Here is a 15,538-nt window from a genome sequence, read left to right as displayed (position 1 = left end):
GCAGCTAGTAGAACATATACATAGTAAAGAGATGAACAGCGAAAGAAAGGAATATGACTATGACAATACTTGAGGCCATTGTGCTAGGATTGGTACAAGGACTTACTGAATTCCTTCCAATCTCAAGCTCCGCCCACCTTGTAATTACCCAATTGCTATTTGATATTTCTTTCCCTGGTTTTGGGTTTGAAATCTTACTGCATCTAGGCTCTGTTTTAGCGGTTATCATTTATTACCGAAAAGATTTAATTGAATTAATTATTGGCTTTTTTGGTTACATTAAGAATCGTTCAGAGGAAAATAAAACGAGCTTCTGGTTTTCAATTTACATACTAGTAGCTACAGTGATCACTGGTGTAGCAGGTATTCTATTTGAAGATTACATTTCTACTGCACTAAAAGGTCCAACAATGATTGCCATCTCACTTGCCATCACAGGGATTTTTCTCATTATCATTGAGCGTGTGGTTCGAACAGGGAACCGTACTGAGAAGGATATGACTCTGTTTGATTCAGTCCTTATTGGAATCGGACAATCTATTGCTTTAATCCCTGGACTTTCTCGGTCAGGAACAACACTTGTTGTTGGAATGTTTGCTGGATTAACTAAAGAAACTGCTGTACGTTATTCCTTCATGTTATCCATTCCAGTTATTCTTGGATCAACCGTACTTGCCATTAAAGATTTACTAAACGGTGAACTGCTTGCTGTTGCAGGGGCATTCCCATTAATTGTTGCGTTTATCGTTACGTTTATCTCATCTTTACTTGGAATTGTTTGGTTTATTAACTTCTTAAAGAAAAGCAAGCTTGTGTATTTTGCAGCTTACTGCTTTATCCTAGCATTGTTTGTGTATTTCTATCTCGGAGATGTTGACCCTAGCCAGTTTTAAGTGAAAGAAAACCCCGCTCCATATGGAACGGGGTTTTTGCTTATGATTGTTCTGCATTCTTTTTCTTTTTTAAATACTTTTCTCGACGACGCTTCATTGCTTTTGTAATATATCCACCTTTAAAGCTTCTCGGTTCAAAGGAAACGATAAACGCTGCTGGTTCGTATTCAGTCACCACGCGAATAAATTCCTTCTCTCGATCTCGTCTCGCTGTACAGTCTAGCTGATAACGAGTAGATGTCATACCTTCTACAGCTGAAGAGGAAACACTAAAACCTACTTCTCTTAACCTATCAATTAACTCTTGATTTCTTGTCGGAATATTTACTTCAAATGTTAGATATCCAATTGCCAGCTTTTCTTCAATGATCGCTCCGATATAAAGACCTACAGCGAAGCCTAAAGCATAGGCAATCATATTATAATAGTTACTTAAATCACTGAATACTATTCCCAAGGCCACAACGTAAATAATACCTTCCAAAGCGCCCATTGCTGCCGCACGTTCCTTCATTCCTTTAACCATCATAATTGTTCTAATGGTTAGAATAGGAACATATAGAAGCTGCACAACAAATACGAGTAAAGCTGACATGCCAACACCCTTTCTTAATACATACAACTATCGTAGTGTAACAGGAAAGATGGAGAAAAACTAGCATGTATTTATGGATTCTCCGTGACGATTTTAACGCTTGTATTTAACAGTTAAATGCGCAGTGGAGCCCGCCTCTGAAGCGCCTGACGTTTCGGCCTGAATTCCGCCTAGATCCTCATGATTGGTTACAACAACTGGAATAAGCGTGCTTGATGCCTTTTCTTTTACAAGCTCAAGATCATATTCCACAAGAAGTGATCCAACATCTACACTGTCTCCTTCTTTTACGTGGGCAGTGAATCCTTCCCCATCCATATTTACAGTCTCAAGACCAATATGAATGAGAAGCTCTGCTCCACCCTTTGTACGTATGCCAACCGCATGACCAGTTGGGAATACTTGAATAACTTCTCCCGCTATCGGTGCGACCACTCTGCCATCCGTTGGCTCAATTGCCGCCCCGTCCCCAATCATTTTTTGTGAAAATGTTGGATCTGGTACATCTTCAAGTGCAACCAACGTTCCATTCGCCACTGCAAAAACCGTTTCTTCCGTTGGAGTTTCTTCCGTTGTTGATTGTTGATTTTCATTTTTGTCTAACCCAAACAATTTTTTTAACATTAAGAACACTCCCCTTCAATTGACTTGTTAATAGAATAACTCACTACTTTAGTTTACTATATCAATCAGCCCTTGCCTAATAAAACGCGGTTTGTGATAAATGGGCGTTAGTGCCCACGCTTTTTTCATCCTGCTACATAGTATACAGTAGGCTACAATAAAGGAGTGTTGACAGTGGGCGGATATGAAAATGGTTTTGCGTTTATCGTTGTTTTATTCATTCTTCTAGTGATCGTTGGCTCAGCTTACAGCTACTAAGTCAACCTATCTTTGTGTTTAAAAAGACCTCACTGATTGATGTTGATGTCAGTTGAGGTCTTTTTCTATTAAACTGGATTCGTTTGCTTTTGTTGTTTAGAAGATGGGGAAAGTATCCGCTCGATCCACCCCATTACAACGTCAGCTAAGATGGCCATCAAGGCAGTTGGAATCGCACCAGCTAAAATAATGGCCGCTCCATCGGTGGCGTTTGTTCCTCTGATTACAATATCGCCAAGTCCACCAGCTCCTATAAACGTTCCAATCGTCGTAATTCCAATTGAAAATACTAAAGCCGTGCGCAAGCCCGCGGTAATGACTGACAACGCAAGAGGCAGTTCAAGCATATACAATAGCTGCCATCTTGTCATACCCATCGCCCTCCCCGATTCCACGAGTGAACGATCGACATTTTTAATACCGATATACGTATTTCGTAGAATGGGTAGCAACGAGTAGAGAAACAACGCTAACACAACCGTATTAGCACCTAAACCTAATACAAGCATCAAAACAGCTAGCATCGCAAGGGCCGGGATCGTTTGAATCACATTTGTAATGGTTAAGACCACACCACTTAGCCTGCTATAACGAGCAATAAGAATACCAAGAGGTATGGCAACAAGAGCAGCAAAGAATACTCCATACGCCGACATTAGAAAATGCCGATAAAATTCTGTCCATACATACCCCCCATTCTGAGAGTAATATAGAATTAAATCTTGTATGATGTCCATTTACTCAACCCCTTCAGCAAAAAACTGATTCTCATCTAAAAACTCTCTTGCCACAACGGCTGGTTCTTTCATAAAGAAATCCGCTTCGTAATTCAATTCCTGCATTTTCTCTGTATCGATCGTTCCAACTAATCGATTTAAAATGGCTTCAAGCTCCGGGTGCTCTCTTAATAGTTCGTTATCTACAACCATAGACGCATCATATGGCGGAAAGAACTGACGATCGTCTTCAAGGATTTTCAAATCATATGCAGCAATTCGTCCGTCTGTGGTATAAGCAAGAACTGCATCCATACGTCCGCTTTCAACCGCGTCATACACAAGACCGATTTGCATAGGAGATATATTTTCAAATCCAAAATACGTTTCTTGGAATCCTTCATATCCATCTCCGGCTCGATTGATCCATGATCCATCTACGCCAACACGAAGCTTATCAGCTTGCTCCTCCAAATCACTAACTTTTTCTAAATTCTCCTGGTCCGCCATGTCATTCGTTACTGTAATGGCATATGAATTCGCAAACCCATACGAATCAAACCATACTTGATCATATCTTTCCGGAAACTCTTCTTGTACGACCTTAAGGGCTTCTTCCGGATCCATCACTGGTTCCAAATTTAAGGCACCTGCTATATCAGTTCCCGTATAACGAGTAGCTGCAATGTCTACATCCCCATTCAACATGGCTTGATGCATGACGATGGAAGAACCTAAGTTATTGATCATCTCAACTTTTAAATCCGTTTCCTCTTCAATCAGCTCCTTTATCATATTTCCAATGATCATTGACTCTGATGTATTAACCGCACCGATCTTTACAGTTCCGCTTGCCGGTCCACTTAAACCAGGTAACGAACAACCAGTTAAAACAGTTGCTAGTACTGATATAGCAACCATTGATTTTATTTTTAGCATGATGAACATCTCCTTCTGTTACACGGTTTTCTCATGTGTTTGAATGCCTTTAGGTGTAACAGTCTTTTCTATTTTTCCAAAAATCACATCAGTTAATAGAGCTAAGATTGTTACAGGCACGGCTCCCGCTATGATAAACGATGGATCGTAAAGGTTTAACCCACTAAAAATAAAATCACCTAAGCCTCCAGCTCCAATAAAAGATGCAAGAGCAGCCCAACCAATTAAATACACCGAGGACACACGAATGCCAGACATTATGACCGGAGACGCAAGAGGTAATTCAATCCCCTTAATTCGCTCCCATGTGGTCATCCCCATTCCTTTGCCAGCCTCTATTAAGTTTGAATCAACCTCTTTTACACTTGTGTACGTATTACGTAGAATTGGTAAAACGGAATATAAGAATAAGGCAACAACCGCGGGTACAGTTCCCACTCCTAGAAAAGGAATAAAAAAGGCTAAAATAGCAAGACTCGGAATGGTTTGCAAAACACTCACTGTACCTATCACCCATTGCGCAAGTTTTGGGACACGAGTTAATGCAATACCTAAAGGAATAGCGACTAAGATCCCAAGTAAAACAGCCAAGTAAGAAATATAAATATGTTCCCAGGTTTTAAGAAGAAGTTCGCTTCCGTTTGCTTGTAAAAACTCCGTCAACTCATTCATGGTTTACTCCCCCAACTGCAACACTTTCATCTTCTCCCCAAATGGAGTCATACACCATATCAACCAAACTAGCTCGAGTCACTATCCCAACTAGCTTATCTTCGCTGTTGACGACGGGAGAATAGCTCACTCCACGTTTTAACAACCGGTGAATCGTGTCTCTAATTAAGGCATCTTCTTGCACTTTATGAACACTTGGTTTAACTAAGGAGTCGATGGATTCCAATGATCGATTGCGGTCAATAGACTCAAGATCAATGTATCCCTTTAAGATACCAGCTTCATCCGTTACAAGGAGCGAGTCTACTCGTGACTGCTTCATTAGCTTTAAGGCATTCGCCGGTGTTTGTTCCCCGCTAATAGAAATTGGTTTTTTACTCATGACCTGGGCGATCGTCTGTACATTTGGTCGTCCTTGTAATAGACGTTCTCTACCAATAAAATCTTCTACAAATTCGTTCGCTGGATTACGTAAAATTTCTTCGGGAGAATCCACCTGAACAATTTCTCCATCTTTCATGATAACGATTCGGTCAGCTAGCTTAATTGCTTCATCCATATCATGTGTGACAAATACGATGGTTTTATCCAATGATCGCTGCAGTCGCTTAAATTCTTCCTGCAAGGAATCCCTGGTAATCGGATCAAGCGCTCCAAATGGCTCGTCCATTAAAATAAGTGGCGGATTTGCGGCCAAAGCACGTAATACCCCAATCCGTTGCTGTTGACCTCCACTTAGTTCATGCGGATATCTATTTAAATAATCTTTAGGCATATCAACTAATGATAATAATTCCTCAGCTCTTTTTGATTTCTTACTCGAAGTCCATTTTAATAATCGAGGAACCAAAGTGATGTTCTCTTCAATTGTCATATGGGGGAATAACCCAATCTGCTGAATGACATATCCAATCTTCCTTCGAAGCTTTACAGCATCCTGTGTCAACAAATCTTCATCGTTAATATAAATTTTGCCGTTTGAAGGTTCGATTAATCGGTTAATCATTTTCATAGTAGTTGTTTTACCACAGCCACTCGGGCCAATAATACAAATGAACTCTCCTTTTTGAATATTGAGTGATACATTGTTTACAGCTTTTTTTCCACCTTTATAGGTTTTGGTCACATTTTCCATTCGTAACATTTTCTGCACCTCCGAATAAATTAACAGGTTCTATTATAAACTATATGCAATAAAAAGTTTACAAAAAGTTTATAAAGGATTAATTTGCAACATTTTAAATTGAGACTTCTTTTAGAGAAAAAAATATGGTACATTATCTCTGATAATAAGTGAATGAGGTGCGCAGGACATGAAAGGGGCTTCTTCTGAATTCTTACAAAAAATCGAAGAACAGTATATTGAGGGTATTGCTGATAACATGCGGACATACGGTGTGTCTGCTACGGTTGGCAGGGTACTTGGAGTAATCTATACAAACCGTAAACCAATGACGCTTGAACAGTTATCTATGGAAACTGGAATGAGCAAAACAAGAATGAGTCAAGTTGTACGCGAAATGATTGACTTAAATATCGCCAGCAAGGTATATGAAAAAGGCGTAAGAAAAGATTTGTATAATGTCGAAGAAGATTATTATCAAACCTTCATCTCACTTTTCACCTCTAATTGGCAGAAGGTTATACAAAAAAATAAAATGATTGGCAAACGATTGGCTAATCAATTAAACAAGGAACTTGAAAATGATCAGTTAACCGAGGAAACCGAAAATGAATTAAACCTATGGTTAAACGAAACAAAGCAGTGGATGAATTATTACCAATGGCTTGACGAATTAATTGATTTCTTTGAAAGCGGCGAAATCTTTAAACACGTCCCTAAACCAGAATAGATCATAAGAAACCCCTACCTTGAGACTGGTAGGGGTTTTCTCTATCCTATGATTCATGTACTCCTAGTGCAATCTTGGCGTATCGTGACATCATACTTTTAGACCAAGGTGGATTCCAAACGATGTCCACCTCTACCTCTCCAATATCTCCAATTTCCGTTAATTCATTTAGTGCTTCCTTCACTGAACGATGAATTTCTCCAGCTAATGGACAGCCCATCGCTGTTAGTGTCATGACAACTGTAACATTATTATCTTCATCAAGTTTAATCTCATATACAAGCCCCAAATTCACAATATCGATCCCGAGTTCTGGATCAATGACTTGTTCTAACTGCCCCATTACTTGATCTTTTGTTTGTTGCTTTTCTTGCTCTGTACTCATCCTTACACCTCATCTCTTTTACTATACCCTTAGCAGGTAAGAAGAAACCTCTTTTTAGTGCTCATAAATCATTTTTTTCGTCATTCCACCATCAATTGTTACATTTTCACCTGTTATAAATGTATTTCTCGGATCTGATAAAAATAAACATACACGTGCAATATCTGATGGCTCACCAACTCTTTTTGAGAAATGCTGTGTATGATCTACATCTCTTAATTCATTTACGTCACCTGTATGAATCCAACCAGGACTAATACTGTTCACTTGGATATGCTGATCTTGTAAGGAAGCAGCAAGTGCGTGCGTAAGCGAGACAATGGCTCCTTTTGAAGCAGCATATGCTTCGGAATTTGGCTCACTCATCGTTGCTCTTGTTGAAGCCATATTAATAATCGACCCACCATGAGCGCCCTTCACCATCAGCTTAGCGGATTCTTTACTACATAAGAATGTTCCTTTTGCATTTGTATTCATCACTTTATCCCATTCGTCTTCCTCTAACTCAAGTGGTGACTTCCACTTTGAAATGCCTGCATTGTTAATGCATACATCTAAACGTCCATACGTGTGATCAATTTGATTGATCATTGCCTTCACTTGGTCACTATTCGAGACATCACAGGCAATTGCAATCGCTTCCCCACCAGCTTCACGAATTTTACTTACAGTACGATCTGCATCTTCCGCAATCACATCTGAAACAATGACTTGATCACCTTGTTCTGCAAAAGCAAGAGCTACTTCGGCACCGATGCCATTTCCGGCACCCGTCACGAGTACAACACGCTTATTCATAGCCATTCCTCCTCCGCTCATTGTACAATGAGCATAGTGTCTACATATAGTTTAGAGAATTTCTGGGAGGTTGTCATGTTAGAGAACTTTGATCGGTTCATTTTTCGTTTTTTTGTTTTTTGGTACATATGTGGTGTGATTCTTCTTACGTTTGATATCCTTCCACCAAGCTTAGAATGGGCAAATACCGTATTTCTAGTATTAACCGGAGTGCTCGGTGCAATCTTTCTTATTAAGCAATACGGAAGAATGCTCGGAACGGTCTTATCCATTTTAATTGTCATTATCACCTTTATTGTTGAGGGTGTTGGTGTACACTACGGTATCCTTTTTGGAGATTATTTTTATAATCCTGATTTTGGTTTGATTTTGTTCGAGGTGCCCTTCACGATTGGAGCAGCATGGTTAATGGTTATTGCTACAACTCATGTGATCGCTCGTGCCTATACATGGAGAATCTCGAATAAATGGTTGGAATGGTTGACATACACATTACTTGGCTCGACAGCCGCTGTCATTATGGATATTGTGCTGGACCCTGTTGCTTTTCAGGTGAAAGAGTATTGGATCTGGACAGCCGGGGGATTTTATTACAATATTCCTTTCTCTAATTTCTTTGGTTGGTTTGTACTAGCCTTCATTTTACATTCGGTTGTTTATCTTACACTCCAATTGGCCGGTAAATGGACAGGTTACAAAGATACATATTGGGAGCCTCGAATGGTTTGGCTCTATCTAATGGTCGTGGTGATGTTCGTTATTTTAGCCATCACTCATCAGCTATGGTTAGCTGTTCTTATTTCCATGGTTCTAAGCGTTCCGTTAGTATTTGGATACATCAAGTGGAAGGAATCATAATCTCATGATCAAAGCACAAAAAAGTGCATGGTTTAGTCGTGCACTGCATTTGTATAACACATATTGGCTGCTAAAACGCTCTTTTTCTAGCGTATTAATTAAGGGAGCATTTCATAAAGAAGATACGGGTGTACTCATCTTAGCCAATCACTCGAGCTGGTGGGATGGCTTAATCACCTTTTATTTAACTCAAACGGTTTGTCCGTATCATAGCTATGCGATGATGAGTGAAAAAGGGATGAAGGAATTCCCCTTCTTCAAACGAATTGGTGCGTTCTCCGTTGATGTAGAAAAGCCCCGTGCCATTGTAGAAACACTTGCCTACGCAAAGGGGCTTTTGCAAGATCAAAAGGCTGTTTGGATGTTTCCACAAGGAGCCGAGCAACCTTTGGAAAAAAGACCACTTGAGTTTAAAACAGGTTCAGCGCATTTAGCTACAGGGGACAAAAAGGTGACGATTTATACCGTCACCTATTATTACACGATGTTACATGAACAAAAACCACGTCTTTATATCGAGATCAGTTCACCAATCCAGTCCATTCAATTCAATAATCAATCGCGTCAGGAAGTGACAGCATTGCTCGAGACAACTATGACTACTCAACTAAATCAACAACGAGATCAGATTTCCTGTGAGGATGCGTCCGATTATACTGTGCTCCTTTCAGGTAATCGCTCCGTTAGTGATTGGTTTAATACATTGTCAGGTTCAAAATCATGACTATAGTTGTCTTAATTTTCATCGCGCTTTTAAGCTTGCTCTTTATTTGGGTTCTTTGTAACCAGTTCTTTATGCCAAAGCTCTCACACCAATCAGTGATAGAAGAGAAACCATTGGTTAGCATCTTAGTCCCAATGAGAGACGAAGAATCAAATGTAGTAGAGCTCATTCGGAATTTGTCAGCCTTAACATACCCAAATCTTGAGTTTCTCTTCTTAGACGATCAGTCTACCGATTCAACAAACAAGCTTATCCGCCAAGAAGCACATCGTTTAGCAAATGCCAGCTTGATAAGTGGTAAGAACCTTCCATCAGATTGGGTTGGCAAGGTACACGCCTGTCACCAGCTCAGTCAGCAAGCTACTGGTGCTTATTTACTCTTTTTAGATGCCGATGTAAGACTTGCGCCTAATACCATTGAACAAGCCGTTTCGCTAATGAAAAGTCAAGGATCTGGCCTATTAACGGGCTTCCCGAAATTCCCGGTTACTGGACTTCTCGCTAAGCTTCTTGTTCCTATGCAGCACGTGCTGATCTACTTGCACCTGCCATTGTATCTCGCAAACCGAACGTCTTATGTGGCGGCGAGCGCGGCTCATGGTAGCTTTATGCTGTTTGAAACCATGACCTACCGCTCAATCGGCGGACACACATCTGTCAAACAATCTCTAGTAGAAGATGTTCATCTAGCAAGAGCCATTAAAAAGTCGGGAGCTAAAGCGTGCTTAGCCAATGTGACAGACCATGTAACCTGTTATATGTATCATCAGAACCGCGATGTATGGCAAGGCTTTTCTAAAAATGCATTTCCGGGGATCGGGCGCTCTTACTTGTTAGCTATTTGTATCATTTGTTTATATAGTGCTCTATTTATTTTCCCATTGTTTCTTGCAGGGTTCGCATTTACTTCCGCATGGTACTATGCTCTCCCTTTACTCATTAGTCTTGGCATTCGACTTTTGATAGATCAGTTAGCCAATCAAAGAAATTGGATTTGGCTGCTTATGCCTTTTTCGGCGCTCGCTTTTATTCTTATCCTTATAAGGTCTATGGCACTCGCTTGGAGTAAGTCAGGTTTCACTTGGAAAGGACGTACATATTCATGAAAACAGTTGTCATTATTGGCGGAGGATTGGCAGGATTAAGCTCAGCAATTTCACTTGCTCATAAGGGCTTTCAGGTGAAGCTTTTTGAGAAAAATGCGCACTTTGGTGGAAAAATGAGAAGATATCAACTAGGAACCGCTTCTTTTGATTTCGGACCAAATACGATCACGATGCCCGAAGTATTTAATCGAGTCATTCGGGAATCAGGGGCTGAGCCTAAAGATTATTTCACGTTCAAGCGTCTTGATACTCATACTCGCAATTATTTTACTGATGGCACATATCTTGATATGACGGCAGATCAAGATGTGATGAAACAAAATCTAGCTTCATTCAGCATCCCTAGAGAATCGTATGATCGTTATTTAAAAGACATTTCAACCCTTTATGCACTGTCAAAAGAGCATTTCTTTCCACGTACATTTGCAAGCTGGAAGGATTATCTTTCACCTTCCTTAACAAAGGCTCTATTACAGGTGCATCCATTCACTTCATTAGATACGTTTCATCGCCGGTATTTTACAAATGAGAAGGTTGTGCAAATGTTTAATCGTTATGCAACGTATATTGGTTCCTCTCCTTACTTATCACCAGCAACCTTCTCAATGATTGCGTATCTGGAGTTGATTCAAGGGGTCTACTATGTTAAAGGTGGAAATCCAGGTATTGCCGAGGGATTTGTAACAAGGGCAAAAGAATTAGGTGTAGAGCTTTACACCAACACAGAAGTGGTCCGCATTCAAGTATCTAACAAGAAAGCAACGGGTGTAGAATTGGCAAACGGCTCGCATGTTTCATGTGATCAATTGATTATGAATGGCGATTTGCTACAAGTATATCCTGAGCTAGTTGCTGAAAAAGATCGCCCGTCGTTCTCTAATCAAAAACGAGACAAGCTTGAACCTTCCATTTCTGCATTTGTCATTTTAGCTGCCTTAAACAAACGATTACCGAGCCTGATCCATCATCAAGTATATTTTAGTGAAGATTATCAACAAGAGTTTAAGGATTTGTTTGAGAAACGAATGTATAGTGATCAACCTACTATTTATATCTGTAACTCATCTTATACGGACCACAGTGCCTCCCCTGATGGAGATAACTTATTTATCCTTGTGAATGCACCTGCCCTACAAAGTCATGGAACAGCGAGAGATGTAGAAGAGTACAAGCAGCATATATATCATGTGTTAAAAACCGTATATGGTCTTGATCTTGCCCCCCATATTGCCCAGGATCAAGTTATATCACCCAAGCACATTCAAGGGGATTACAATGCCTACAAAGGTGCATTATATGGGGTCTCTGCTAACACAAAAAAGAATGCATTCTTACGCCCTGCTAACCGTGCGAAAGATGTAATTAATCTGTATTTTGTTGGTGGGTCTACTCACCCCGGTGGAGGGTCGCCGATGGTTGTGTTAAGTGGGTTAAATGTGGCTGATTTGATTAATGAAACGTAATGTAAAAATGGCGAGAGATTCGATAAAGAATCCCCGCCATTTTTACAAATGTACTATTGATAGTCTCTTCGTATTTTTTTGTTCCACGTTTTAGTGAAAATTTCTTGATCAGATTCAAATGCTGTGACAACATTCTTCAGATAAAAATACTCTTGGTCTGATTCCATTTGACTGAATGTCTCAAGTCTTGTTTGCCACTCTCCTCTTCCTACAGTTAAACTCCACTCACATGTCGCCTTAGCCGATAATGGATCGCCTTCTTTTATGGTATAAACATTACGATTCGTGCTACCATATTCAACTCCATTTTCAATAATCTTTCTAGCGCCCTCATCAGAAAAGTCATCCAGTACCCATTCTTTACTGAGCAAGTTATACTGAATCACACGCTCTCTTTTCTCTTTGCGTAAGACCTCTTTTTTTGCAACAGCAGCTGCTTCTGGTGCCTGAAATGGCCAGCTCTCCTCTTCATTGTCTGCTCTAGTTCGGGTAGGTAATTCGAGTTTTGTATTCTCATCAGTAAAGAGTGTAAGAGTGACTGGTTTTTTGGATGGCCACGCATGCGGCCAATACGTAGGTGATACACATACCTGCAGCTTATGACCCGACGGGATTTTTTGTCCCACTGCATTTAACTGTACATCCACTTCAAACTTTTCACCAGGAACTAAATCTTCTGGATGCTCGTGTCCTTTAAGATGATTTAAATTCATCATTCCCCAGCTAATTAGCGTGGACGCCCCATCTGGTGCGATATCACATAAACGAACAGCTATCATCGCTTCTTTTTGATCAGAGGAAACCGTAACCTTCATTTCTGGAAATCCTAGAATCTCCATCTCTTCTTTCAACGCTTCTGAGGTAAAAGTAACAGCTAGTCCATCTTCCATTCGCTGATCTGACGCAAGGTCTCCTGGTTGACCAAAAGGACACCAAACTCCACTATATAAGCCATGTTGCTGTACGCTTGAAATGTTCACTTCAGTTTCTTCATTATAATGATCTAGTAGATTCGCTTTATCTAGAAAGTATCTTCTGGTTTCAATGGATGTAGCAGGCCAAGACTGTTCTTCAATCCATCTTCCAGGCCGCTCTTCATAATCCACCTCTGGAGGTGCATAATCCTGCATCCAAGCACGCAAAACGGGTTCATCCATCATTCCAGTGTCTTTATCCTTTAACCAATGATCCCACCAGCGTAAGCACTCCTGTAGAAACCCAATGGCCGGACCAGGCACAGCCACCTCAGGATATTCATGTGCCCATGGACCAATTAATCCTTTTTTAGGTCCTTTAAGATTCTCTAGTAAACGAAAAATTGCGTTGGTATACCCATCAGCCCAGCCACCTACTGCAAACACTGGAACGGTCATTGCGCTATAATCTTCACACACAGACCCCTGTTTCCAGTAATGATCTCGTCGTTGATGACTTAACCATTCTTCTACAAAAGGAGGTGTTTTTTCAAGTCGATCAAGCCACTTGTCCTTCCACTCATCGCCGACGTATGCTGGGTCTGCTGGTCTTGCATTGTATGCTAGCATAGTTGATGACCACCACAGCATATCGGAAGCCAGAATATTGCCGCCCATATAATGCACATCATCAGCATAACGATCATCGGTGGAGCATAATGTAATCACTGCTTTTAATTGCTTTGGTTGATGAGAAGCAACTTGTAATCCGTTAAATCCTCCCCAAGATTTTCCGATCATTCCCACTTTTCCGGTTGACCAAGGTTGAGCTTCGATCCACTCTAGTATCTCTAATGCGTCTTCTTGTTCTTGAGGCAAGTACTCATCATACAAAATCCCATCCGAATCTCCACTTCCCCTCATGTCAACTCGAATACTTGCATACCCATGACCTGCAAAGTAGGGATGTCTAATTGAATCTCTTAGGAACGTAAAATCATTTTTTCGATAGGGTAAATATTCAAGAATCGCTGGTACTGGAGTTTCTTCTGCTCCTTTAGGTAACCAAATCTTTGCCGATAATTTAGTACCATCTTTCATTGGAATCCATATATTCTCTATTTCATGAACATTATTCGGAAAATCCTTTTTGATGTGTAACTTCGAATCACGTACGTTAAAAACCAATGTAATCCCTCCAAGTAATCGTTTCTTATTGTTTAGGAAAATCTTCTTTTAGCCACTTTACAAGAGACAAAGTTAATAGAAGATAGATAATAACTATAGGCACTGCTGCTATAACAGCTGAAGTCTGAACCACTTTTAAGCCTCCAACACTAATTAAGGATATGGCCAAAGCAGCAAGCGTGAAGCCCCAAACCAGTCGATGCCAGCGTGCTGGTTCTTCCCCATCCTTTAGTTCTTTTGTGGCGATAGATGAGAGAACATATGTGGCTGAATCAAGAGAAGTAGATAAAAAAATGAAAGCCAAAATTAAGAAAAAGACCAGAACAATTGTACTGAAAGGTAATGATCTTAAGACTTCTACAATAACAGCTGTCTCATCACTATCAGTTAATACATTCGTTAAGGAGATGAGCCCGTTCGTCTCTAAATGAAGAGCGTATCCTCCAAATACAGCAAAATATAACCAGCTTCCAACGGAGCCCCATAATAAAATAGAACATATTAATTCTCTTATCGTACGTCCTTTTGAAATTCTTGCAACAAAAAGCCCAATAAATGGAGCAGTTGCTGCAAACCATGCCCAATAAAATACAGTCCATGTTTGAGGAAATCCACTTTTCCCATTTGGATCAGTATAGAAACTCATCTGTAAAAAGTTTTGCATCATTAGTCCAAAGCTATTTGTAAAGTTTGAAAGGATATATAAAGTAGGACCACACACCAGAACAAATATTGCTAGTGCTAACGCCATATATACGTTGATATCACTAAGCTTTTTAATTCCTTTATATAACCCAAAATAAGCACTTGTACAATAAATCACTGTCCAAATTAAAATAATACTAATACTTAAACCGATCGACTCTTCTATTGTTAATAACTCACTTATAACAGCTGATACCATTGGAACACCTAATCCAAGAGATGTACCTAATCCACCAACAAGGCTCCAAATAACTAACACATCAATGGCCTTACCAAGAAAACCATCAGCGTGCTTACCTAGAACTCCACGGCAAGCTGAACTAATTTTAAGCGATTTTTGTTTCTTTATAAAAAAGGAGTAGGCAATAACTACAGTGGGAAGTGCATATAACGCCCATGCAGAGAGCCCCCAGTGAAATAACCCATACGTCACTGCCCAATCTGCCGCATCATTTCCACTTGACTCTAAACCAAAGGGCGGATCCATATAATAATAAATAGGTTCGAGTATTGACCAAAACATGATACTAGTACCCATACCAGCACAAAATAACATAGCTCCCCAACTGAATGTAGAAAACTCCGGCCGACCTTCACCTAGTTTAATTTTGCCGAATCGACCGAATGCCAGCCAAGCTAAAAGGATAAACAATCCAAATGTTAAAGCTTGAAACAACCAATCAAGGTTAAAGGTAATCCCTGTCATGACTCCATCTAAAAAGGGTTCTGCAATTTCGCGATTTACAACGAGTAAAACGGACGACACAGCAATGACAAGAATGGAAGACCAAAAGATATAAGGGTCTACTTTTGCGTTTTTCATATAATCACCTTTCTTGTGATCATG

General features: G+C 40.1%; 17 protein-coding genes. 7 read left to right on the top strand and 10 right to left on the bottom strand.

Annotated features, from left to right (window positions below):
• Positions 1-59: 59 nt before the first annotated feature.
• On the top strand, positions 60-893 hold the full coding sequence (gene uppP, locus NSQ54_08615; GenBank protein ID WYP28135.1) for an undecaprenyl-diphosphatase UppP: 834 nt from the start codon (positions 60-62) through the stop codon (positions 891-893).
• Between the two features lie 40 nt (positions 894-933).
• Here uppP and NSQ54_08610 read toward each other — a convergent pair whose 3' ends face one another.
• Both NSQ54_08610 and NSQ54_08605 read right to left on the bottom strand, forming a co-directional pair.
• The gene (locus tag NSQ54_08610; protein ID WYP28134.1) at positions 934-1,488 is read right to left on the bottom strand and encodes a DUF2179 domain-containing protein; all 555 of its coding nucleotides are present in this window, start codon (positions 1,486-1,488) and stop codon (positions 934-936) included.
• 93 nt (positions 1,489-1,581) lie between these two features.
• Positions 1,582-2,112: a PTS glucose transporter subunit IIA gene (locus NSQ54_08605; protein ID WYP28133.1), complete on the bottom strand. Its 531-nt coding sequence runs from the start codon at positions 2,110-2,112 to the stop codon at positions 1,582-1,584.
• Between the two features lie 165 nt (positions 2,113-2,277).
• On the opposite strand from NSQ54_08605, the gene NSQ54_08600 reads away from it, so the two are divergent.
• The gene (locus tag NSQ54_08600) at positions 2,278-2,370 is read left to right on the top strand and encodes a YjcZ family sporulation protein (GenBank protein WYP28132.1); all 93 of its coding nucleotides are present in this window, start codon (positions 2,278-2,280) and stop codon (positions 2,368-2,370) included.
• Between the two features lie 68 nt (positions 2,371-2,438).
• Here the strand turns inward: NSQ54_08600 and NSQ54_08595 are convergent, their stop codons facing one another.
• The 4 genes from NSQ54_08595 to NSQ54_08580 are packed head-to-tail and all read right to left on the bottom strand — an operon-like array spanning position 2,439 to position 5,841.
• Positions 2,439-3,107, bottom strand: coding sequence for an ABC transporter permease (locus NSQ54_08595; protein ID WYP28131.1), 669 nt, complete (start codon positions 3,105-3,107; stop codon positions 2,439-2,441).
• Positions 3,108-4,025, bottom strand: coding sequence for an osmoprotectant ABC transporter substrate-binding protein (locus tag NSQ54_08590; protein ID WYP28130.1), 918 nt, complete (start codon positions 4,023-4,025; stop codon positions 3,108-3,110).
• A gap of 18 nt (positions 4,026-4,043) precedes the next feature.
• Positions 4,044-4,697 (bottom strand): ABC transporter permease, encoded by a 654-nt coding sequence (locus tag NSQ54_08585; protein WYP28129.1) that lies wholly within the window; start codon positions 4,695-4,697, stop codon positions 4,044-4,046.
• A complete protein-coding gene (locus NSQ54_08580) occupies positions 4,690-5,841 on the bottom strand; it encodes a betaine/proline/choline family ABC transporter ATP-binding protein (GenBank protein ID WYP28128.1) in 1,152 nt (383 codons plus the stop codon). The genes NSQ54_08585 and NSQ54_08580 overlap by 8 nt, the downstream gene beginning before the upstream one ends.
• 169 nt (positions 5,842-6,010) lie before the next feature.
• Between NSQ54_08580 and NSQ54_08575 the strand changes: the two genes are divergently transcribed.
• Positions 6,011-6,550 (top strand): GbsR/MarR family transcriptional regulator, encoded by a 540-nt coding sequence (locus tag NSQ54_08575; GenBank protein WYP28127.1) that lies wholly within the window; start codon positions 6,011-6,013, stop codon positions 6,548-6,550.
• Positions 6,551-6,596: 46 nt separating this feature from the next.
• On the opposite strand, the gene NSQ54_08570 is transcribed toward NSQ54_08575, so the two are convergent.
• Both NSQ54_08570 and NSQ54_08565 read right to left on the bottom strand, forming a co-directional pair.
• The gene (locus NSQ54_08570) at positions 6,597-6,935 is read right to left on the bottom strand and encodes a metal-sulfur cluster assembly factor (GenBank protein ID WYP28126.1); all 339 of its coding nucleotides are present in this window, start codon (positions 6,933-6,935) and stop codon (positions 6,597-6,599) included.
• A gap of 54 nt (positions 6,936-6,989) precedes the next feature.
• Positions 6,990-7,739 carry an SDR family oxidoreductase gene (locus NSQ54_08565; GenBank protein WYP28125.1) on the bottom strand — a complete coding sequence of 250 codons (750 nt, stop codon included), beginning with the start codon at positions 7,737-7,739 and terminating at the stop codon, positions 6,990-6,992.
• 69 nt (positions 7,740-7,808) lie between these two features.
• Here NSQ54_08565 and NSQ54_08560 point away from each other — a divergent pair, with 69 nt between their 5' ends.
• The 4 genes from NSQ54_08560 to crtI are packed head-to-tail and all read left to right on the top strand — an operon-like array spanning position 7,809 to position 11,884.
• Positions 7,809-8,591, top strand: a complete 783-nt coding sequence (locus NSQ54_08560; protein ID WYP28124.1) for a carotenoid biosynthesis protein — start codon at positions 7,809-7,811, stop codon at positions 8,589-8,591.
• A gap of 4 nt (positions 8,592-8,595) precedes the next feature.
• The gene (locus NSQ54_08555) at positions 8,596-9,315 is read left to right on the top strand and encodes a lysophospholipid acyltransferase family protein (GenBank protein WYP28123.1); all 720 of its coding nucleotides are present in this window, start codon (positions 8,596-8,598) and stop codon (positions 9,313-9,315) included.
• Positions 9,312-10,421 (top strand): glycosyltransferase, encoded by a 1,110-nt coding sequence (locus NSQ54_08550; GenBank protein ID WYP28122.1) that lies wholly within the window; start codon positions 9,312-9,314, stop codon positions 10,419-10,421. Before NSQ54_08555 ends, NSQ54_08550 begins: the two co-directional genes overlap by 4 nt.
• Entirely contained in the window at positions 10,418-11,884 is a 1,467-nt protein-coding gene (crtI, locus tag NSQ54_08545) for a phytoene desaturase family protein (protein ID WYP28121.1), read from the top strand. Before NSQ54_08550 ends, crtI begins: the two co-directional genes overlap by 4 nt.
• Positions 11,885-11,937: 53 nt before the next feature.
• On the opposite strand, the gene NSQ54_08540 is transcribed toward crtI, so the two are convergent.
• Positions 11,938-13,986, bottom strand: coding sequence for a CocE/NonD family hydrolase (locus NSQ54_08540; GenBank protein ID WYP28120.1), 2,049 nt, complete (start codon positions 13,984-13,986; stop codon positions 11,938-11,940).
• A 25-nt stretch (positions 13,987-14,011) separates the two neighbouring features.
• On the bottom strand, positions 14,012-15,514 hold the full coding sequence (locus NSQ54_08535) for a BCCT family transporter (GenBank protein WYP28119.1): 1,503 nt from the start codon (positions 15,512-15,514) through the stop codon (positions 14,012-14,014).
• Positions 15,515-15,538: the final 24 nt, after the last annotated feature.

The organism is Alkalihalobacillus sp. FSL W8-0930 (assembly GCA_037965595.1).
In the GTDB taxonomy this organism is placed as follows: Bacteria; Bacillota; Bacilli; order Bacillales; family Bacillaceae_D; genus Alkalicoccobacillus.
The sequence above is the reverse complement of the archived record's forward strand: the minus strand, read 5'-3'. Positions and strand labels throughout refer to the sequence as shown.